11 protein-coding genes and 1 pseudogene are annotated in these 20,620 nt (G+C 66.2%); all 12 read left to right on the plus strand.

Going from position 1 to position 20,620, the window contains the following annotated elements; genetic code table 11:
- The first annotated feature begins 19 nt into the window (after positions 1-19).
- The 12 genes and pseudogenes from ACTJKF_RS04755 to ACTJKF_RS04810 all read left to right on the plus strand — a co-directional run bounded on the left by ACTJKF_RS04755 (position 20) and on the right by ACTJKF_RS04810 (position 20,400).
- Complete coding sequence (locus ACTJKF_RS04755; protein ID WP_440622420.1) at positions 20-2,098, plus strand: protein kinase domain-containing protein; 2,079 nt, start codon at positions 20-22, stop codon at positions 2,096-2,098.
- Positions 2,085-3,209 carry a type VI secretion system protein TssA gene (gene tssA, locus ACTJKF_RS04760; protein ID WP_440622421.1) on the plus strand — a complete coding sequence of 375 codons (1,125 nt, stop codon included), beginning with the start codon at positions 2,085-2,087 and terminating at the stop codon, positions 3,207-3,209. Before ACTJKF_RS04755 ends, tssA begins: the two co-directional genes overlap by 14 nt.
- Positions 3,210-3,271: 62 nt before the next feature.
- Positions 3,272-3,826 carry a type VI secretion system contractile sheath small subunit gene (tssB, locus tag ACTJKF_RS04765; RefSeq protein WP_440622422.1) on the plus strand — a complete coding sequence of 185 codons (555 nt, stop codon included), beginning with the start codon at positions 3,272-3,274 and terminating at the stop codon, positions 3,824-3,826.
- Positions 3,819-5,336 carry a type VI secretion system contractile sheath large subunit gene (tssC, locus tag ACTJKF_RS04770; protein WP_440622423.1) on the plus strand — a complete coding sequence of 506 codons (1,518 nt, stop codon included), beginning with the start codon at positions 3,819-3,821 and terminating at the stop codon, positions 5,334-5,336. The genes tssB and tssC overlap by 8 nt, the downstream gene beginning before the upstream one ends.
- A 58-nt stretch (positions 5,337-5,394) precedes the next feature.
- On the plus strand, positions 5,395-5,886 hold the full coding sequence (locus ACTJKF_RS04775) for an Hcp family type VI secretion system effector (protein WP_057927224.1): 492 nt from the start codon (positions 5,395-5,397) through the stop codon (positions 5,884-5,886).
- Between the two features lie 16 nt (positions 5,887-5,902).
- Positions 5,903-6,451: a type VI secretion system baseplate subunit TssE gene (tssE, locus tag ACTJKF_RS04780; protein WP_440622424.1), complete on the plus strand. Its 549-nt coding sequence runs from the start codon at positions 5,903-5,905 to the stop codon at positions 6,449-6,451.
- Between the two features lie 4 nt (positions 6,452-6,455).
- On the plus strand, positions 6,456-8,327 hold the full coding sequence (gene tssF / locus ACTJKF_RS04785; protein ID WP_440622425.1) for a type VI secretion system baseplate subunit TssF: 1,872 nt from the start codon (positions 6,456-6,458) through the stop codon (positions 8,325-8,327).
- Entirely contained in the window at positions 8,324-9,448 is a 1,125-nt protein-coding gene (gene tssG / locus ACTJKF_RS04790) for a type VI secretion system baseplate subunit TssG (protein ID WP_440622426.1), read from the plus strand. The genes tssF and tssG overlap by 4 nt, the downstream gene beginning before the upstream one ends.
- A gap of 12 nt (positions 9,449-9,460) precedes the next feature.
- A pseudogene (tssH, locus tag ACTJKF_RS04795) lies at positions 9,461-12,120 on the plus strand (type VI secretion system ATPase TssH).
- Positions 12,117-14,321 carry a type VI secretion system tip protein TssI/VgrG gene (gene tssI, locus ACTJKF_RS04800; RefSeq protein ID WP_440622427.1) on the plus strand — a complete coding sequence of 735 codons (2,205 nt, stop codon included), beginning with the start codon at positions 12,117-12,119 and terminating at the stop codon, positions 14,319-14,321. The pseudogene tssH and the gene tssI overlap by 4 nt, the downstream one beginning before the upstream one ends.
- 15 nt (positions 14,322-14,336) lie before the next feature.
- Complete coding sequence (locus tag ACTJKF_RS04805; protein WP_440622428.1) at positions 14,337-15,602, plus strand: hypothetical protein; 1,266 nt, start codon at positions 14,337-14,339, stop codon at positions 15,600-15,602.
- A gap of 22 nt (positions 15,603-15,624) precedes the next feature.
- Entirely contained in the window at positions 15,625-20,400 is a 4,776-nt protein-coding gene (locus ACTJKF_RS04810) for an RHS repeat-associated core domain-containing protein (protein ID WP_440622429.1), read from the plus strand.
- Positions 20,401-20,620 lie beyond the last annotated feature (220 nt).

The following is a 20,620-nucleotide window of genomic DNA, read 5'->3' on the forward strand; positions in this document are numbered from 1 at the left end:
GCGGTATCGCGAGGTGGACATGAAGGACCCTTCATCGAGAGACAACGACCACGACACGGCAACCCGCGGCGACGCGCCCGAATTCACGGTGCGGCCGCTGCCGCTCGGCCATCGCCTGGGCGAGCTGCAGCTCGACGAGGTGCTCGGCATCGGCGGCTTCGGCATCGTCTATCGCGCGTTCGACCGCACGTTGCGGCGCGCGGTCGCGATCAAGGAATACATGCCGTCGATGCTCGCGACGCGCGGCGGCGACTATACGGTGTCGCTGCGCTCCGAGCGGTTCGCGCAGGCGTTCGACGCAGGACGCGGCGCGTTCCTCAACGAGGCGCGCCTGCTCGCGCAATTCGACCATCCGGGGCTCGTCAAGGTGCTGCACTTCTGGGAGAGCCACGGCACCGCGTACATGGCGATGCCGTTCTACGAAGGGCGCACGCTCAAGCAGCTGCTCGACAGCGGCATGCGCATGAGCGAAACGCAATTGCGCAACATCGTCGGTGCGCTGCTGGGCGCGCTCGATACGCTGCATCGCGCACAGTGCTTCCATCGCGACGTCGCGCTCGACAACGTGCTGATTCGCCCGAACGGCAGCGCGATCCTGCTCGATTTCGGCGCGGCGCGCAAACGCATCGGCGATCTCGTCGACGACGGCGCGATGATGATCAAGCCCGGCTATGCGCCGATCGAGCAGTACACCGACGATCCCGCGTTCAGCCAGGGGCCGTGGACGGATCTCTATGCACTCGGCGCGGTGATGCACGCGATGATCACCGGCGAACTGCCGCCCGCGGCCGTCGTGCGCAGCATCAAGGACACGTACCGGCCGCTCGCGTCGCGCGAGTTGCCGGCCGGCGAGGTGTACAGCCCCGCGTTCCTCGCGGCGATCGATCACGCGCTGCAGTTGCGGATTCCGGATCGTCCGGAGTCGGTCGCGGCGTTCGCGGCCGAGCTGGGGTTGCGGGACGTCGAGCGGGCTGGCGGCGGGTACGGTGCGGTCGTTGCGCCGCAGGCGGTTGCTACGGGGGGAGGCGGGGAAGGGAAGTGGGGTTCGGGTGCTTCCGGTGCTTCCGGTGCTTCCGGTGCTTCCGGTGTGGCAGACAAAGCGTCGGCTGCGGCCGCAGATGAGCGATCAGCGTCAAAGACCGAAGCGCATGACGACGCGAGCGTGCGATCGGCAAGCGCAGGGGCGGACGTCGGGCAGCGCGGTGCAACGGCGACCGGAAACCCGAACGGAACGGCAGAGCCGATTGCTGGTGCTGGTGCTGGTGCTACAACATCGGCGTCCTCGCCGCCTTCCCGCACCCCGCGCCGCCCGTCGTTCATCGCGGCGGGCAACCGGCGCATGCCGGTCTACATCGGTGGCGCGCTGGCCGTGCTGATCGTCGTCGGCATCGCCGCGACCTATCTGTCGCGACCCGCGCAAGTCGCGAGTGAACGGGAAGCCGCCGCAAGCCAGCCGCGGGCCGGTGCCGCATCGTCAGCCAGCGAGTCGGAAGCGACGCTCGCGCAGCACGGCCCGACGCCGATCGTCGTGCCGCCGTCGAGCCTGCCGGCCGGATCGTCCGCGCAGGTGCCGCCGCCATCGCTGGCCGCCGCGCCGGCCAGCGCGCCCGCAGTCGGGGCAATCGGGGCCGCCGCGTCCGCGCCGCAGGTCGCGACGACCGCCACGGACGTCGCGGGCGCGACACCGTCGCCAGCCGGCTCACGCTCGACCATCGCGCCGGCCGGCAGCCTCGACGCGTCGGAGCGTGTCGTCAACGTCCCGCCGTCAGAGGCCGCCGCGTCGCCGTCGACCACACCGGTGCCCGCGCAAACGTCGCCATCGGAAGCCGACACGGCCGTCGCCGCGGTCAGCGCGCCGGCCGCCGAGCCGCGCCCGCCGAAGCAGGAAACCGTCCAGGTGCGCTTCAACGTGCGCCCGTGGGGCGACGTGTACGTGAACGGCGCACGGCGCGGCGCGAGCCCGCCGCTGCGCTCGGTGTCGCTGACACCGGGCGTCTATCAGATCGAGATCCGCAACGGCTCGCTGCCGCCGTTGCACCGCACCGTGGCGATCGACTTCGGCAGCAAACCGGTCAACATCGACTATGCATTCGAATGACGTCAGCCAGGCGGCGCCGGCCGCCGCCGCGTTGTCCTCGCCGTCGCCCGGCCTGCCGGCGGCGACGCCGCGCGCCGACCTGATCGGCCGGCTGCTCGCGGACGTCGCGCCCGATGCGCCGTGCGGCCCGAACCTCGAATACGACGCGGATTTCCTGCAGCTTCAGGAGCGCGCGACGCCGCGCGCCGAGCAGCAGTACGGCGACACCGTGATCCCGGCCGAGCTGCCCGACTGGCGCACGGTCGAACGCCTCGCGCTCGCGCTGGGCGAGCGGACGAAGGACCTGCGCGTCGCCGCGTATCTCGCGCGCAGCTGGACCGAGCAGCACGGCATTCCCGGCTATGCGGACGGGCTCACGGTCGTGGCGGACCTGATCGAGCGCTGGTGGGACGACCTGCACCCGCGCCTCGACGCCGACGGCGAACCGGACCCGACACCGCGGATGAACGCGCTCGCCGATGTCGCCGGCGCGCACGAGTGCGCACGCGCGGCACGGCGCCAGCCGTTGTTCGACGGCGGCCCGAGCGTGCGCGACGCCGAACGCATGCTCGATGGTCGCGACGAAGCGGGCGGCCCGGCGGCAGGCAGCCGCGATGGCCTGATCGCCGCGCTGTCGACCGTGCGCGACGACGGTCGCATGCCGATCGAAGCGGTGCATGCCGCGCTGCGCGCACTGGATTCGATCCGTGCGCGCGTGACGGACCGGCTCGGCAGCGAATGGGCGCCCGACGCGAGCGATACGGAGAAGGCGTTGCAACGCATCGCGCGCGAAATGCCGGCGCCGGCGCCGATGGCGCGGCAGTCCGCACCGGACGGTTCGATTCCGGCCGCGCCGGCCGCATCCGGCACCACGCGAGCCGCATCGGCGCCGGCCGTTCTGCCGAACGCACAGGCCTGGCGCGATGCCGAGGTCACGAGCCGCGACGACGTGCGGCTCGGCCTCGACAAGATGTGCCGCTATTTCGAACTGCATGAGCCGAGCCACCCGGCGCCGCTGCTGCTGCGGCGCGCGCAGCGGCTGCTCGCGCTCGACTTCTACGAAATCATCCGGGATCTCGCTCCGGAGAGCCTGCCGAAGCTGGACCTGCTGAGCGGCGAGCGGAGCGAATGAAGCAGGCCGCCGGCCAGCGGCGGCACCGTACGCGCAACCTGATCGATGTGAAGGAGTGGACGATGACGGACAGAACCAAGGCGGCAGGCAGCGGACAGAAGTTCATCGCGCGCAATCGGGCGCCGCGCGTGCAGATCGAGTACGACGTCGAGACCTATGGTGCCGAGCGCAAGGTGCAGTTGCCGTTCGTGATGGGCGTCATCGCGGACCTGGCCGGCAAGCGCGCCGAACCGCTGCCGAACCTGCCGGAGCGCAAGTTCCTCGAGATCGACGTCGACAACTTCGACGAGCGGATGAAGTCGGTCGCGCCGCGCGTCGCGTTCCAGGTGCCGAACACGCTGACCGGCGAAGGGATGCTCAACGTCGACATGACGTTCGAGCAGATCGACGATTTCTCGCCGGCGGCGATCGCGCGCAACGTCGACGCGCTGCGCCGGCTGCTCGATGCGCGCACCGAGCTGTCGAACCTGCTGTCGTACATGGACGGCAAGCACGGCGCCGAACAGCTGATCGAGCGCGCGATCAACGACCCCGACCTGCTGAAGACACTCGTGCGCGAGCCGCACGCGGACGCGCGGGACGGCGACGCGACCCGAACGGAGGCCCGCGATGAATGACCCTGTCCAGTCCCGCGCCGATACCCGCGACGCACGCTCCGCCGCGCAACCGGCAGCCGCGCCCGGCGAGTTCGCCGCACTGCTGCAGAAGGAATTCAAGCCGAAGACCGCCGAGGCGCGCGAGTCGGTCGAGCGTGCGGTGCGCACGCTCGCGCAGCAGGCGCTCGAACATACGGTCGGCATGACGACCGACGCCTACGGCAGCGTGAAGCAGATCATCGCGGAGATCGACCGGAAGCTGTCCGAGCAGATCAACCAGATCCTGCATCACGACGACTTCCAGACGCTCGAAGGCGCGTGGCGCGGCCTGCATTACCTCGTCACGCACACCGAGACCGACGAGTTGCTGAAGATCAAGGCGTTGCCGGCGTCGCGCAACGAGGTCGGGCGGATGCTCAAGCGCTACAAGGGCGTCGCGTGGGACCAGAGCCCGCTGTTCCGCAAGATCTACGAGGAGGAATACGGGCAGTTCGGCGGCGAGCCGTTCGGCTGCCTCGTCGGCGACTTCTACTTCAATCACAGTCCGCCGGATGTCGAGATGCTCGGCGAGCTGTCGAAGATCGCGGCGGCCGCGCACGCGCCGTTCATCGCGGGCGCGTCGCCGGAGCTGATGCAGATGGATTCGTGGCAGGAGCTGTCGAACCCGCGCGATCTGACCAAGATCTTCCAGAACACCGAATACGCGGCGTGGCGCAGCCTGCGCCAGTCGGAGGATTCCCGCTACGTCGGCCTCGCGATGCCGCGCTTTCTCGCGCGGTTGCCGTACGGCGCGCGCACCAATCCGGTCGACGAGTTCGACTTCGAGGAAGACACCGACGCTGCGAATCACGACCGCTACACGTGGGCGAATTCCGCTTACGCGATGGCCGCCAACATCAACCGCTCGTTCAAGCAGTTCGGCTGGTGCTCGTCGATCCGCGGCGTCGAGTCGGGCGGGGCGGTCGAAGGGCTGCCGAGCCACACGTTCCCGACCGACGACGGCGGCGTCGACCAGAAATGCCCGACCGAGATCGCGATCAGCGACCGCCGCGAGGCCGAGCTCGCGAAGAACGGCTTCATGCCGTTCGTCCACCGGAAGAACTCGGATTTCGCGGCGTTCATCGGTGCGCAGTCGTTATACCAGCCCGCCGAGTACCACGACCCCGACGCGACCGCGAACGCACGGCTGTCCGGCCGCCTGCCTTACCTGTTCGCGTGCTGCCGGTTCGCGCACTACCTGAAGTGCATCGTGCGCGACAAGATCGGCTCGTTCCGCGAACGTGACGACATGGAGCGCTGGCTCAACGACTGGATCATGAACTACGTCGACGGCGACCCCGTGAACTCGTCGCAGGAAACCAAGGCGCGCAAGCCGCTGGCGGCCGCGCAGGTAGTCGTCGACGAGGTCGAGGACAACCCCGGTTACTACACGTCGAAATTCTTCCTGAGGCCGCACTACCAGCTCGAAGGGCTCACCGTGTCGCTGCGGCTCATCTCGCGGCTGCCGTCCGCGAAGGCGGCGAACGCGTGAGCGGCAGGGGCATTCCATCCAGCATTCAACCTGATTTCGCACCGAAACGGAGACGGCAATGGGCGTGGCAATGTTTATGAAGGTGGACGGCGTGACCGGCGAATCGGCGGACGCGCAGCACAAGGGCTGGACCGACATCGAATCGTTCACGTGGGGCGCGAGCCAGCCGGGCGCGATGGCGAGCGGCAGCGGCGGCAATGCGGGCAAGGCCAGCTTCAACGATCTCGTCGTGGCCGCGTACATGGACAAGGGCGCGCCCGCGATCATCAAGAACTGCGCAAGCGGCAAGCACTTGCCGAAGGTCGAGATCTCCGCGTGCAAGACCGGCGGCTCGCAGATCGAGTTCATGCGCGTGACGCTGCAGGAAGTGCTTGTCACGTCCGCGCAGGTCGCGGGCATCGATCCCGGCGACGCGGCCGATCGGCTGATGATGCACTACGGCTTCCAGGCCGCGAAGGTGAAGAAGCAGTACTGGCAGCAGAACGACAACGGCGGCAAGGGCGCCGAGGTGTCGGTCGGCTGGAACATCAAGGAAAACACCGAGATGTGACCGCGGACCGATGACGATGGACGACCCGAAAACCCGCGACGGCCGGCACGGCGGCATGCGCGACCGGCTGCAACCGGCGCTGCTCGACCGGCTGACCGACGACGCGCCGCAGCGCACGACCGATCCGCCCGGCACGCAATGGATCGGCGCCGAGCGCCTGCGCTCGGCCGTGCTGCGCGACCTCGCGTGGCTGCTCAATACGCGCAATGCCGAGGATGGCTTCGTCGACTGGGCCGCGTTCGCGCACGCGCAGGCATCGGTGCTCAATTACGGGATGCGGCCGCTCGTCGGCAAGCCGATGTCGGACGTCGAACGCATGTCGGTCGAGGCGTCGATCCGCGACGCGATCGTCCGCTTCGAGCCGCGCATCGCGCCCGACAGCGTCGAGGTCCGCAGCATCGCCGATGCAGCGGACGGGCGCGCCGGCGAACCGCGTCACAACGTGCTGCTGTTCGAGATCCGCGGCACGCTGTGGTCGATCCCGCATCCGGTCGAATTCGTGCTGCGCTCCGACCTCGATCTCGAGACGGGCGCGATGTCGCTGCAGTCGTCAGCGGGAAACTGACACGATGGATACGCGCCTGCTCGACTACTACAACCGTGAACTCGCGTACCTGCGCGAACTCGGCGACGAATTCGCGCAGCAGTTCCCGAAGGTCGCGGCGCGGTTGCGGCTGCACGAATCCGGGCCGCCCGATCCGTACGTCGAACGATTGCTCGAAGGCTTCAGCTTCCTCACCGCGCGTGTGCAGCTGAAGATGGACGCCGAGTTTCCGCGCTTCACGCAGGCGCTGCTCGATGCCGTGTATCCGGGTTACCTCGCGCCGTTGCCGTCGATGGCGATCGTGCGGTTCGCGCCGATGCTGAACGAAGGCAGCCTCGCACAGGGCTGGCGGTTGCCGGCCGGCACCGCGCTGCGCGCGCGGCCGGCCGCGTCCGAGCAGACCGCGTGCGAATTCCGCACCGCGCACGACCTGACGCTGTGGCCGCTCGAACTGACCGACGCGACCGTCACCGGCGCGCCGTCGTGGCTGCCACGCGGGGCCGTACCGGCGCGCCAGGACGCGCGCGGCGCGCTGCGCATCCGGCTCAAGGCGCGCGGCGGCGCGAAACTCTCGCAACTGCCGCTCGAACGGCTGACCTTTCATCTCGCGGGCCCCGAGCGCGACGCGCTGCACCTGCTCGAACTGATTGCCGCGCATGCGCTCGGCGTCGTCTGCCACGATCCGGCACAGCCGCCGCGCTGGCTGCATGCGCTCGACGCCGACACGATCGGCCACGAGGGTTTCGACCCGGCGCAGGCTATCCTGCCCGACGACGGACGCAGCTTCCACGGCTACCGGCTGTTGCGCGAGTATTTCGCGTTTCCGGCGCGCTTCCTGTTCTTCAGCATCGGCGGGCTGCGTGCCGCGCTTGCGCGCGCCACCGGCGACGAATGCGAGCTGACCGTATTGTTCGACCGGCACGATGCGGCGCTCGAGGCGGCCGTCGATGCACGGCATCTGGCGCTGAACTGCACGCCGGCCGTGAACCTGTTCGCGCGCCGCGGCGACCGCATCCGGTTACAGCCCGGCGCGCGCGAGCATCATGTCGTCGTCGATCGCAGCCGGCCGCTCGATCACGAGATCTATGCGGTGCAGCGGCTCGCGAGCGAGCAGCGCGACGACGGCCAGTCGCGCGAATTCCGGCCGTTTCACGCGTCGTTCGCGCGCGACGACGGCAACTACGGCGCGTACTACACGGTGCGGCGCGAGCCGCGGCTGGTGTCCGCGCAGGCACGTGCGAACGGCACGCGCACCGGCTACGTCGGCAGCGAAGCCTACGTGTCGCTCGTCGACAGCCAGTGCGCGCCGTACGACGAGACGATGCGCTACCTGTCCGTCGACACGCTGTGCACGAACCGCGATCTCGCGCTGCTGCTGCCGCCGGGCGATGCGAACGCGTTCACGCTGCGCATCTCGGCGCCCGTCGAGCGTGTCGTCGCGATTCGCGGCCCGTCGCGGCCGCGCCCGCCGATCGCCGATGCGCAGACAGCCTGGCGACTGATCCGCCATCTCGGGCTGGCCCGGCAGACGCTGACCGATCTCGACGACGAGGAGGGCGCGCACGTGCTGCGCGAACTGCTCGGCCTGCACGCCGACCCGGCCGATGCGGCGATGCGCCGGCAGATCGACGGCGTGCGGCGCGTCGCGTTCTCGCCGGTGTTCCGGCGGCTGCCGGCGCTCGGGCCGCTGATGTTCGGGCGCGGCGTGCAGGTCGACGTGACCGTGGACGACCATGCGTTCTCCGGCGACAGCCCATTCCTGCTCGGCGCGGTGCTCGAACAGTTCTTCGCGCGGCACGTCTCGATCAACGCGTTCGCCGAATGCGTGCTGACCAGCGCGCAGCGCGGCACGCTCGCGCACTGGCCGGCGCGCGTCGGCAGGCGGCCCGCGATATGAAACACGAGATACCCGCCGGCGCGCAGCCGGCCGCCGATGCCGCACGCCGCGATGCGTGGTGGGCGCGGCTGCGTGCCGCGCCGCATGGCTACGACCTGTTCCAGGCGCTGCGCTGGCTCGATGCGCTGTCGCCCGGCCGTGCACCGCTCGGTCATGCCGCGCGGCCGCGCGACGAACCCGTGCGGCTCGGGCAGCAGCCGTCGCTCGCGTTCGCGGCGTCGATGCTGGCCGGCGTTACCGACGGTGACGGTGGCGTCGTACGGCCGCGCATCGCGATCCATGGCTTCGGGCTGTTCGGGCCGAACGGACCGCTGCCGACTCACCTGACCGAATACGCACACGAGCGCGCGGCCCAGCACGATGACCCGACCTTCACCGCGTTCGCGGACCTGTTCCATCACCGGCTGATCCTGCTGTTCTACCGGGCATGGGCCGACGCGCAGCCGACGGTGAGCCTCGATCGCCCCGGGCGAGCACGGTTTGACGCGTACGTCGCGAGCCTGGTCGGGCGCGCGGCGCATGGCGACGGGCCGGCCGCGCGGACCGATGCCGAACGCCCCGCTGCCGACGCGCTCGCGCCGCACGCCCTTTATTTCCATGCGGGTCATCTCGTCCGGCACACGCGCAACCCGGAAGGGCTCGCGCAGATCCTGCGGCGCCATTTCGGTGTCGACGCACGCATCGTCGAGCATGTACCGCGCTGGGTCGCGATCGAACGCACACAGCGCTGCGTGATCCGCGCGACGCGGCCGACCCTGCGCGTCGGCGGCGTCGCGCTCGGCATCGCCGTGCGCGATGCGCAAGCGCATTTCCGGATCGTCCTCGGGCCGCTGTCGCTCGACGCGTACCGGCGCTTCCTGCCGGGTGGCCCGCACGCGCGGCAGCTCGCGCACTGGGTGCGCGAGTACGTCGGCATCGAGTTCGACTGGGACGTGCAGCTCGAACTGGCGGCCGACGCGGTGCCGGCGATCGCGCTCGGCGCGGCGCAGGGCCTCGGCCGTACCGCGTGGCTCGGGCAGCGGCTCGAAGCGGGGCCCGCGCGCGATCTCGTCGTCCGTTACGACGCGCGCCGTGGCGCCCCGCCGCGCACCGGCGCCGTCCTTCATCGCGAAACCGCCTAAACGGGAACCGTCATGTCCGATATCGGCCGCGTCAACCTGTTCGGAAAGCTCGATCCGCTCCTCTACGAGACGCTCGAGCAAGCGACCGGATTCTGCCGGCTGCGCGGCAATCCGTACGTCGAACTCGCGCACTGGTTCAAGCAGCTCCTGCAGCGACCCGACGGCGACCTGCAGCGCGTGCTGCGTCGATTCGAGATCGACGAGGCCGCCGTCGAACGCGGGCTCGTTGCCGCGCTCGACCGGCTGCCGCGCGGCGCGGGATCGGTGTCGGACCTGTCCGTGCACATCGACGACGCGGTCGAGCGCGCGTGGGTCTATGCCACCTTGAAATACGACGTGGCGCGGATTCGCGGCGCGGTCCTGCTGCTCGCGATCCTGAAGACGCCGCAGTTGCGCAACGTGCTGTACGCGATCGCACGCGAGTTCGAGCGCATCGTGCCCGACGTGCTTGCCGATGAACTCGAAGCGATCGTCGACGGCTCGCCCGAAACGCCGTCGGCCGGACAGGCCGGCGCGGGCGGGGATTCTCCGGCGCGCGCCGCAGCCTCCGCATCGGCCGCCGACGGTTCGGCGCTCGCACGCTTCGCCGTCGACCTCACGGCCCGCGCACGCGCCGGCGAGATCGATCCCGTGATCGGGCGCGACGCGGAGATCCGCCAGATCGTCGACATCCTGCTGCGGCGCCGGCAGAACAACCCGCTGCTGGTCGGCGAAGCCGGCGTCGGCAAGACGGCCGTCGCGGAGGGCTTCGCGCTGCGGATCGCCGCCGGCGACGTGCCGCCGTCGTNGTCGCGCTGTACCTGCTCGACATCGGGCTGTTGCAGGCCGGCGCGAGCGTGAAGGGCGAGTTCGAGAGCCGGCTGCGCGGCGTGATCGACGAAGCGATGTCGTCCGAGCGGCCGGCGATCCTGTTCATCGACGAAGTCCATACGCTCGTCGGCGCGGGCGGGGCGGCCGGCACCGGCGATGCGGCGAACCTGCTGAAGCCGGCACTCGCGCGCGGCCTGCTGCGCACGATCGGCGCGACCACGTGGTCCGAGTACAAGCAGTACATCGAGAAGGATCCGGCGCTGACCCGCCGCTTCCAGCTCGTGCACGTGCTCGAGCCCGAGGAGGCGGCCGCCGCGACCATGCTGCGCGGCCTCGCCGCGAAGCTCGAAGCGCACCATCGCGTGCTCGTGCTCGACGACGCGCTGCAGGCCGCCGTGACGTTGTCGCACCGGTATATCCCCGCGCGGCAACTGCCGGACAAGGCGATCAGCTTGCTCGACACGGCTTGTGCGCGCGTCGCCGTCAGCCAGCACGCGGTGCCGGCGCCGATCGAGGACGCGCGGCGGCGCATCGAAGGCTTGCGCGTCGAGCGGGAACGGATCGGACGCGAGTGTGCGCTCGGCAGCGGCGACACCGCTCGGTGTGACGCGATCGATGCCGAGCTTGCCGCGGTGCAGACGGAACTCGATCGACTCGACACGCGCTGGCAGGCCGAGCGCGATGCGTTGACGGCGATCGTCGAGTCGCGCGCCGCGCTCCTCGACGAGACGCCGTCCGAAGCACGCTCGGCGGCCGCACGCGCCGACGTTCAGGCGCGTCTGGCCGCCGCGCAGCAGGCACTGGCCGAGATGCAGGGCGACGCACCGCTCGTGCTGCCCGCCGTCGACACGCATGCGGTCGCCGCCGTCGTCGCCGACTGGACCGGCATCCCGCTCGGCCGGATGGTGCGCGACGAGACACAGGCCGTGCTGAAGCTTGCCGAGACCCTCGGCGAACGCGTCGTCGGCCAGCGTCACGCGGTCGAACTGATCGCCGAACGGATTCAGACTGCACGCGCGAAGCTCGACGATCCGACCAAGCCGCACGGCGTGTTCCTGCTGTGCGGGCCGTCCGGCGTCGGCAAGACGGAGACCGCGCTCGCGCTGGCCGACACCTTGTACGGCGGCGAGCGCAACGCGATCACGATCAACATGAGCGAGTTCCAGGAAGCGCACACGGTATCGACACTGAAGGGCGCGCCGCCCGGCTACGTTGGCTACGGACAGGGCGGGGTGCTCACCGAGGCCGTGCGCCGGCGGCCGTACAGCGTCCTGCTGCTCGACGAGATCGAGAAGGCGCATCGCGACGTGCACGAGATTTTCTTCCAGGTGTTCGACAAGGGCTGGATGGAGGATGGCGAAGGCCGCGACATCGACTTCCGGCATACGGTGATCCTGCTGACCTCGAACGTCGGCGCCGATCGCGTGATGCGGCTGTGTCGCGATCCCGACCATCTGCCCGACATGCAGACGCTTGCCGACGCGCTGCGCGCGCCGCTGCTCGACGTGTTCCCGGCCGCGCTGCTCGGCCGGCTGACTGTCGTGCCTTACTACCCGCTGACCGATGCGACGCTCGCACGCATCGTCGAACTGCAGTTGCGGCGTTTCGAGAAGCGGATCGACCTGCATCACGGGATCCGGCTCCGCTGCACCGATGCGGCGACCGCGCTGATCGTCGAGCGCTGCCAGACCATCGAATCCGGTGGCCGGATGGTCGACGCGATCCTCACGCATACCGTGATGCCGCGGATCGGCCGCGCGATCCTCGAGGCCACGCTCGAAGGCCGCGCGCTGGCGTCGATCGAGGTCAGCGCGGCCGGCGGCGAATTCGCTTACCGGTTCGACGAGGAGGGAACGACGTGAATCGCGTATTCACACTCGACAGCCCGCACGGCGACGACCTGAAATTCCACACGCTCGACGGCAGCGACGAACTCGGCCGCCTGTTCGAATTCCGGATCGAGGCGCTGGCGGACAGCCACAGCCTGTCGCTGAAGGATCTTCTCGGCAAACCCGTGACCGTGCGGATCGAGCAACAGGACCTGTCGACGCGCTACCTGAACGGGATCGTCGCGCGCGCGTCGCTCGGCGGCCGGCGTGCCGAGCGGCACTACGGCTATGAACTCGTCGTGCGGCCGTGGCTGTGGCTCGCGACGCGCCGTTCCGACTGCCGGATCTTCCAGAACCGCACCGTGCCCGACATCGTGCAGGAAGTACTCGCGCCTTACGGTTTCCCCATCGAGAACAAGCTGACCGACGCGTATGTGCCGCGCGAATACTGCGTGCAGTACAACGAATCCGATACCGCCTTCGTGATGCGCCTGATGGAGTTCGAGGGTATCTATTTTTACTTCCGGCACGCGGCCGACAGTCACACGCTCGTGCTGTGCGACGCGATGTCGTCGCACACCGCGTTGCCCGGCTACGAAACGATCCCGTACATCGCGCAGGATCGCACCGCAATCGCCGACGAGGAGCACATCGACGCGTGGCTGCCCGCGCAGGAAGTGAGCGTCGGCAAGCATCAGACCACCGACTACGACTATACGAAGCCGCGTGCCGATCTGTCGACGCAGAAAGTCGACCCACGCGGCCATGATCACGACGGCTTCGCGTCGTTCGAATGGCCGGGCGGGTATCGCGACGATGCGCCGGGTGCGCATTACAGCCGCGTGCGGCTCGAGGAACAGCAGGCCGAGCATGAGCGGGCGAGTGCCGAGACGGACGTGCGCGGTGCGGCGCCTGGGTATCTGTTCACGCTCGAGCATTGTCCGCGTGCTGACCAGAATCGCGAATATCTGATCGTGCGGTGCCAGTACCGCTTTCAGGAGAACGCTTACGCGAGCGATCGGGGCGCGGAGGCCGTCGTGCATCAGACGATGATGATCGTGCAGCCGTCGAGCCAGCCTTACCGGTCGCCGCGCGATACACCGCGGCCACGAACCAACGGGCCGCAGACGGCTACCGTGGTCGGGCCGCCCGGCGAGGAGATCTGGACCGACCAGTATGGGCGCGTGAAGCTGCAGTTCCGGTGGGATCGATACGGGCAGAGCAACCAGGATTCGTCGTGCTGGGTGCGGGTGTCGAGCCCTTGGGCGGGGGGCGGATTCGGGGGCGTGCAGATTCCGCGCGTGGGCGACGAGGTCGTCGTCGATTTTCTGAACGGCGATCCGGACGAACCGATCGTGACCGGGCGGGTTTACAACGGCGAGAAGATGCCGCCGTGGGGGCTGCCGGGGAGTGCGACGCAAAGCGGGCTGCTGTCCCGGTCGTCACCGGGCGGGACGACCGAGCATGCGAACGCGTTCCGCTTCGAAGACAAGAAGGGCGCCGAGCAGCTGTGGATGCATGCGGAGCGGAATTTCGATGCGGAGACGGAGGCCGATCACACGCTTTCCGTCGGGAACAACCATACGCATACGGTCGGGAACGACGAAACGATGCAGGTGAAGAACAACCGGCAACGGAGCGTCGGGCAGAACGAAACGGTGAATATCGGCAAGAACCGGGTCGCGCAGATCGGGGTGGATGAGACGCATGGGGTGGGAGGGAACCGGACGCGAACGGTCGGGAAGAAGGAGACCGTGACGATCGCGTCGGATCGTGAGGCGACGATCGGCGGCAGCCATACGGAATCGGTCACGCATGGCAAGACGGAAACAATCGGCGAAGGCAAGACGCTGAACGTCGGACAGATGTATCAGACGACGTCAAAGGACATGAAGACGTTGGTTGCATCGGCGCATACCGAAGAGATCGGCACGCGGACGTCGACGATCGCGAATGCGCATACGCACACGGTCGGCGGCGAACACACCGTCAACGTCGGCGCGAACCATACGACGAACGTGCAGCATCAGGTGCTCGTCAACGCCGGCGACCAGCTTTCGCTCGTCTGCGGGATGTCCAGCATCGTGATGAAGAGCGACGGCACGATCACGATCCAGGGCGTCAACGTCGCATCGACCGGCACGAACACCCACAGCGTGAACGGCAAGACGGTGACGTCGTCGGCGACTGCCGAGCACACGGTCGAAGGTGCCGTACTGAAACTGAATCCGTGACGGAGGCCCGCACGAATGCAGAACTGGCAGCCGACCAATCCGATAGAACGCAGGTTCATGGATGCGCATTCGGACTGGATGAGTTTCGCGAAAGAGCAGGACGCGCGAGTGATGATCTGGCAGACCGACGAGACGGATGCGGAGCTCGTCCGGCTGTATTTCCAGGTCCAGGATGAAACGTCGTGCGCGGTCAGGACCATGCGGGCGTCGTTCGTCAATGAAGCGGGTTATGCGTCAGCGTTGGTGGATGAGCTCATCGCGTTCTACGACAGCCGGCGAGCGGGGTCCGCTGCGCAGGGCGTACGTGCGGACTGGCAGCCGCCATATGACGACGGCAAGAATCCCGTGCTCTATCTGTTCGCGGTTGCCGACAGCCTGATGCAGCACCATCCGGACATTTTTCCGGCGATGGTGTTCGTGCTGGAGCCTGTGGCAGTGCGGGATGATGCAGCATGGGTGCGCTGGATGGATGACTTGCTGTCGATCCTTGCGGTCGCGCCGCAGCTTGCCGAGCGCGTGCGCTTCGTCGTGCCGCGTATCGATATCGCGCCGTTTGCTGCGTTGATGCAACGGCATCGGACTGCGGTGTGCGTCGTAAAAGGCAAGTATTCGATGGCGAGCGTGCCGCGCGAATTGCTGGCGGAATCGGGCGAGCGCGGGCCGAGCGGTGAGTTTAGACGGCATTTCGTGATGCTGACCGAGATGATCGAAGGCGGTGGTCCTTCTCGGCTGGAGGAACTGCGTGCGGCGGCACTGAAGGTCGCGGAGCGTGAACAGTGGTTCGATCAATGCGTTGTCGTGCATCTGATTGCGGGGGCCGCGTATCTGAAATGGCGCGATCGGGAGCGGGCGATCGAGGCTTACCAGAGCGCCGCCAGCAGCGGCATGCGCGCGGTCGAGGCGGGGCATCCGGCGGGCCACAAGCTCGTTGCGAACGGGTTGTTCGGCGAGGCGAGCGTGCATCTGGCGCACAAGGACTATGCGCACTCGGCTTATTGCTACGAGCGTGCGACGGCGTCGACTACGGCGGCGAAGGACGGGCTGATGACGGTCGAGGCGTGGCGGATGAGCGCCGTGTGCTGGGAACGGGCAGGGGAGCGCGAGCATGCGCTGGAGGCCGGGTTCAATGCGCTCGATGCAGGGTTGATGATCGACGAGCCGATGCGGGTGAACAGCAACCTGCCGATGGTTGTCGAGTGGATGGTGTCGCAACTGGGTGCGATGGACCGGCGGCGCAACGCGTTGAGCGAGAAGGTCGCTGCGTTGCGCGGCGGGCGCTGAGTGAGCGCGAGGGGACGAAACCGTGGCACTTCCAGCCGTCAAGCATCTCGATCCGGTTGTTGGCGTGGACGTTCATTCGGTGCTGGTTACGCCTGGTACACCGCCGGTGTTCCTGCCGCACCCACATGTCGGGTTCATGCTCGATAAGCGCGAGTACATCCAGGCCGCAAAGGCCGTGGTCGGCTGCATTGCAATGATGATCGTTCAGGAGAAGGTGACCGAATACATCGAAGATCATCCCGACGATGTGACGAAGCTGGAACACCTGGCCGATGAAGCAAGCCAGCAGGTCAACGACTTGACGGGTGGCGGAAAATTGCCGGACTTCAAGGACGATCCCAACGTCGCGGAGGGGATGCGGCTGGCGAAAGAGGCCAACAAGATCAAGAACCGCATCAGTGATGATCTTGGTTCGAACGTCGGATCGGGGGGAAGCAGCGGCAGGCCGATTTTTGTGAACGGGATGATGCGGGCCACGGCAGGGACGCATGCGTATCACGTTCCGGGGTTGCATTTCCCTCTCGGGGAGTCATTTGCGCCGCCACCTGAGGAGGTTGAACCGTCGAACGACGGGGAATCGTTCATGGGCAGCAAGACGGTGCTCGCCAACAACGATCCGATGTCGTACATGGCGCTTGAGGCGTTGAGTTGCTGGTCGGTTGGGATGGAGCCGCCTCCGCATAACAGCGCGCATACGGATCGGACTTATCCGTCGATGCCGAGTTCGGTGATGTTGCCAATTCCGGCAGGAAGGCCGGTGTTGGTGGGTGGGCCGCCGATTGTGAATATGGCTGCGGCGGCGAAGGGGTTGTTCAAGGCGTTTCGGGGGTCGAAGTGGGCGAAGGATCTCGCGGACAAACTGCATCTGAAGTCGGGATTTCTACGATGCACGGTGCTGAAGGCGGAGCCGGTCGACGTGACGACGGGCGAAGTGGTTGTGCAGCAGAAAGACTTCACCGTGTCCGGTCGCTTCCCGCTCGTGTGGAATCGCTATTACGCGAGTCATGATCGCCATGCGGGCGCAGTGGGCTTCGGCTGGCAGACGCCGGCCGATATCCGGCTCGAACTGACGCACAACGAAGACGGGATCGGCGCGATCGCACATTTTCCGGATCATGCGACCGCTTTCAACGTGGTGCCGGTGGACGACGGCTGGCCGGCGCGCACGTATGACTGGCAGCATGGGCACGCGTTGTATAGCGACGGTGGGCGGATGGTACTTCGCACGCGCGAGGGAATCGAATACGGATTCGTGTTGCCGTCCCGTTGGCGGGATGCCATTGCGGCGCTCGATGGCGATTCGCGATTCACGTTGCCGATCGATCGCATGGCCGATCTCAACGGCAATGCGTGGGTGTTCGAGCGTGACATGTATGGCGGGCTCGAGCGTCTCGTCGAGTGGAGGCGCGACGGGCAGACCGAGCGTTTTGTCGAATGCGGTATGGGCCGCGGGCTGCACGCCGGGTTGTTGACCTCATTGACGCTGATCGATGCGGACGGAAACGCGCATCCGCTCGTGAGCTACGAGCACAGCCGCGAGCGCAATCTGGCAACTGCTATCGATGCGATGGCGCATCCGCATCATTTCAAGTATGCGGCCGGGCACCGGATGGAGAGCCACACGAGCGCGCGGGGCGTGTCGTTCTACTACAGCTACCAGCAGGGCGACGACGGCATGTGGCGTGTCGATCATGCTTGGGGTGACAACGGGCTATTCGATTATCGCTTCGTCTACGATCGCGCGCGGATGGAGACGCGCGTCACCAATTCGCTCGGGTATACGACGGTAACGCAGATGAACGAGCGTGGGATGCCGGTGGCGGAGGTTGATCCGTTGGGTGGCGTAGCGAGTTACCGGTACGACGCGCAGGGGCGCACCAACGCGAAAATCGATGCCGCGCGACGCACCACTAGGTGGGAATACGACACCTACGGCAATCTGCTCATGCAGACCCTGCCAGACGGGAGCGTACTGCGCGCCGAGTACAACGTCGACCACAGGCTGGTGTGCGGGATGGAGCCCGAGGGCGGACAATGGCACTATACGTGGGACGATCGGGGCAACCTGCTGACGCAGACAACGCCATCTCCAGCCAGCGTCCGTTACGAATACGACCAGTACGGCCAGCTCGTCGCGCATACCGGGCTACTCGGAGTGGTGATGCGGTTCGACTACGACCGGGATGGCCACCTTGCGGTGCTGACAGATGCACTTGGACATCGCACCGAGTACACGCACGACGCGCTTGGGAACCTGGTGCAGATCGTCAACGCGCTCGGGCAGGCGAGCCGTTACGAATACGACAGCAACAGCAATCTGACACGCGCCTTCGAACCAGGCGGGCGCGAGGCCCACTGTGTCTATGATGCCGATGGCAATCTGGTGCGCTACCGCGATCCGACCGGCAATGTGACGCAATTGGCCTATTCGGCGCTGGGGCAGGTGAGCATAAGGCAGACGCCGGACGGAAACGTCGTCGAATTCCGCCACGATACTGAGGAACAACTGGTCGGTGTAATCAACGAGCGCGGCGAGCTCTACGAACTCAAGCGCGATGGGTTGGGCAGGATTGTCGAGGAGGTCAATTACTGGGGTCAACCGCGCCGCTACGAGTACGGCCCGCTGGGCGAACTGCGGCGCAGCATCGACCCACTGGGGCAGGCGATTGTCTACCAGACGGACGCGCTTGGGCGCATTGTGCAAAAGCAAGTGCCGGACCCTCGGCAACCCGACGGTGTCCGCACCGAAACATTCTCATACGATCGACGTGGCCAGTTGATCGTCGCGACAAATCCGGACAGCCGTGTCGAACTGCGTTACGACGACGCGGGTCGTCTCGTTGAAGAACAGCAGGGCGACGACTTCGTGATTGCCTACCGGTACGACGCGGCTGGCCGGCGCATCGAGCGACGCACGCAGCTCGAAACGGGCACCGAAACAGTCTCACACATCGTGCGCTACGGCTACGACGCGCTCGGCGCGGTCGCCTCGATTCAAATCGACGATGCGGCGCCGGTCACGATCGAACGCGATGCACTCGGGCGGGTTCGCGTCGAACACTTGGGTGAGGTACTGCGGCGCGAGTTGACCTACACGCCGGATGGACAATTGGCCCAGCAAGCGCTGCTTGTCGGCACCGGCGCCGTGTTTGCCACGGAATACGCCTATGACGCCAACGGTGAAATGACCGAAAAACGGGACTCCCGACTCGGCACGGAACGCTTCGAGTACGACCCGGTGGGCAAGCTGACCGGCCACCTCGATCCGACTGGCATGCTGCGCCAGTTCCTGTACGACTCGGCGGGCGATTTATTGAAGACACGGAACCGTCAGGGCACCGAAGGAAGTCGGACCGTCTTATTTGACTGCGGGCTGCAAACCGACACATGGTTGCGTGAGGGTGAGTATGATGGTTGCCATTACACATTTGACTCGATCGGCAACCTATTGTGTAAGCGGGGCGCACAAGAGGACCTGCTGTTGCGCTGGGATGGCGATGGGCTGCTAATTGAAACGCTGATGGTGCGCCCCTCGGGAAACCCTCTAGTCGGCAATTCGCGCATCTACACGCGTTATGCGTACGACGTCTTCCATCGGCGCACCCGGAAGGTCACGCAGATCAAGCACCAGCGTGGCGCACAGAACGACGCAGCTTCCGGCTGGACCAATGGGGCGCGTACCTGTTGTTTTTTCTGGGAAGGCGATGCGCTGGTGGCAGAGATCGCGCACAGTGATGCGGACGATCGCAGCTTACTGGCAGACGCAATGGCCGACGCGGACTTGAAGAGCGCAGAGGGCTCGACTGCTATGTTGCCAGAGCCAGCTAACGAATACCGGGATGCGAGTGAGTGGGTGTACTATCCGGGTACCTTTCGGCCGCTGGCGGGGATTCGATGCGCGTACCCGAAACAAGCGTTACATGCCGATGGAGGCGATCAGCAACCTACGGAGCCACTTGCCTCGACGCCCAGATGCGAGACACAGCATGTGTTCTTCCATACAGATCCCAATGGGGCGCCAACCCACCTTGCCGACCAATCAGGCACAGTTGCCTGGAGTGGGCGTTACGGGGTGTGGGGTAATGTCAGTCGACTTGGAATGAAGCTCTGGGTTGATCAGCCGCTGCGGTTTCAAGGGCAGTATTTTGACGAGGAAACCGGGCTCCATTACAACCGGAACCGATATTACGATACCCGGCTAGGGCAATTTGTAAGCGAAGACCCCCTTCGGCTCGCAGGCGGGGTAAACCTATATCAATATGCCCCCAATGCCCTCGCATGGGCTGATCCTTTTGGCCTGGCTGCGGCTAAGGACCCAATTGGATTGTTCGACCCAGATAATCCGCTTTCCTTCAACGCTATCTGGGCATATCGTGGCAACCACAAGGATCTCGTTCCTCCGGATGTGATAGTGGAGCGTTACGCAAAGAATTTCGCCAACAACGCGGGCGTGCTAAAGATTGGAGGTCTTTATCATGTCTTTTCGAGCTATTCAATACGTGTCGAGGATACAGTCAATGGGAAAAAAAAGAGAGTTCCAATTCACGCCGAGGACTCCATGATTTCTTTCCTAGAACAAATGGCGAAACAACACAATGTTTCTCTCAAGGATTTGGCAAAAGATGTTGAAGGGGCATACAGTATTCTTTCCCCGTGCGCCGAAGAGAAAAAATCCTGCATGCAGAAGACAACGGATGCTGGCTTAACTGTTAGTTATAGTCTTTTTCATTTAAAAGAGGGGCAGAGATTGGCGGCCGAAATTTCCAAGCGACTTCGATCCATGGGCATGCTGTTGTGAACGTACTTTTGTGGCGTTTTCGGGCGGTTTCATGGAGCCGATCCATTCGCACCGAGACTTTACCGCCCTCGGTATTTCGATTCAAAGACAGCGACGTGTTGATCTGAGAATTCATATTTTACATAACGTGAATTATCGAACTCAAATCTTGTAGCGGCCATATCCTAATGTCGTGTTCTGGCTATTTACAGATGTCGTGTTTTTGACTGCTGGCATGCTG

This window comes from Burkholderia sp. 22313 (assembly GCF_052045245.1).
In the GTDB taxonomy this organism is placed as follows: domain Bacteria; phylum Pseudomonadota; class Gammaproteobacteria; order Burkholderiales; family Burkholderiaceae; genus Burkholderia.

What these genes read in the sequence shown, in the direction of transcription:
- ACTJKF_RS04755 (WP_440622420.1), top strand. Translation starts at nt 20, where the DNA reads ATGAAGGACCCTTCATCGAGAGACAACGACCACGACACGGCAACCCGC.
- tssG (WP_440622426.1), top strand. Translation starts at nt 8,324, where the DNA reads ATGAAACACGAGATACCCGCCGGCGCGCAGCCGGCCGCCGATGCCGCA.
- tssA (WP_440622421.1), top strand. Translation starts at nt 2,085, where the DNA reads ATGCATTCGAATGACGTCAGCCAGGCGGCGCCGGCCGCCGCCGCGTTG.
- ACTJKF_RS04775 (WP_057927224.1), top strand. Translation starts at nt 5,395, where the DNA reads ATGGGCGTGGCAATGTTTATGAAGGTGGACGGCGTGACCGGCGAATCG.
- tssE (WP_440622424.1), top strand. Translation starts at nt 5,903, where the DNA reads ATGGACGACCCGAAAACCCGCGACGGCCGGCACGGCGGCATGCGCGAC.
- tssF (WP_440622425.1), top strand. Translation starts at nt 6,456, where the DNA reads ATGGATACGCGCCTGCTCGACTACTACAACCGTGAACTCGCGTACCTG.
- tssC (WP_440622423.1), top strand. Translation starts at nt 3,819, where the DNA reads ATGAATGACCCTGTCCAGTCCCGCGCCGATACCCGCGACGCACGCTCC.
- ACTJKF_RS04805 (WP_440622428.1), top strand. Translation starts at nt 14,337, where the DNA reads ATGCAGAACTGGCAGCCGACCAATCCGATAGAACGCAGGTTCATGGAT.
- tssB (WP_440622422.1), top strand. Translation starts at nt 3,272, where the DNA reads ATGACGGACAGAACCAAGGCGGCAGGCAGCGGACAGAAGTTCATCGCG.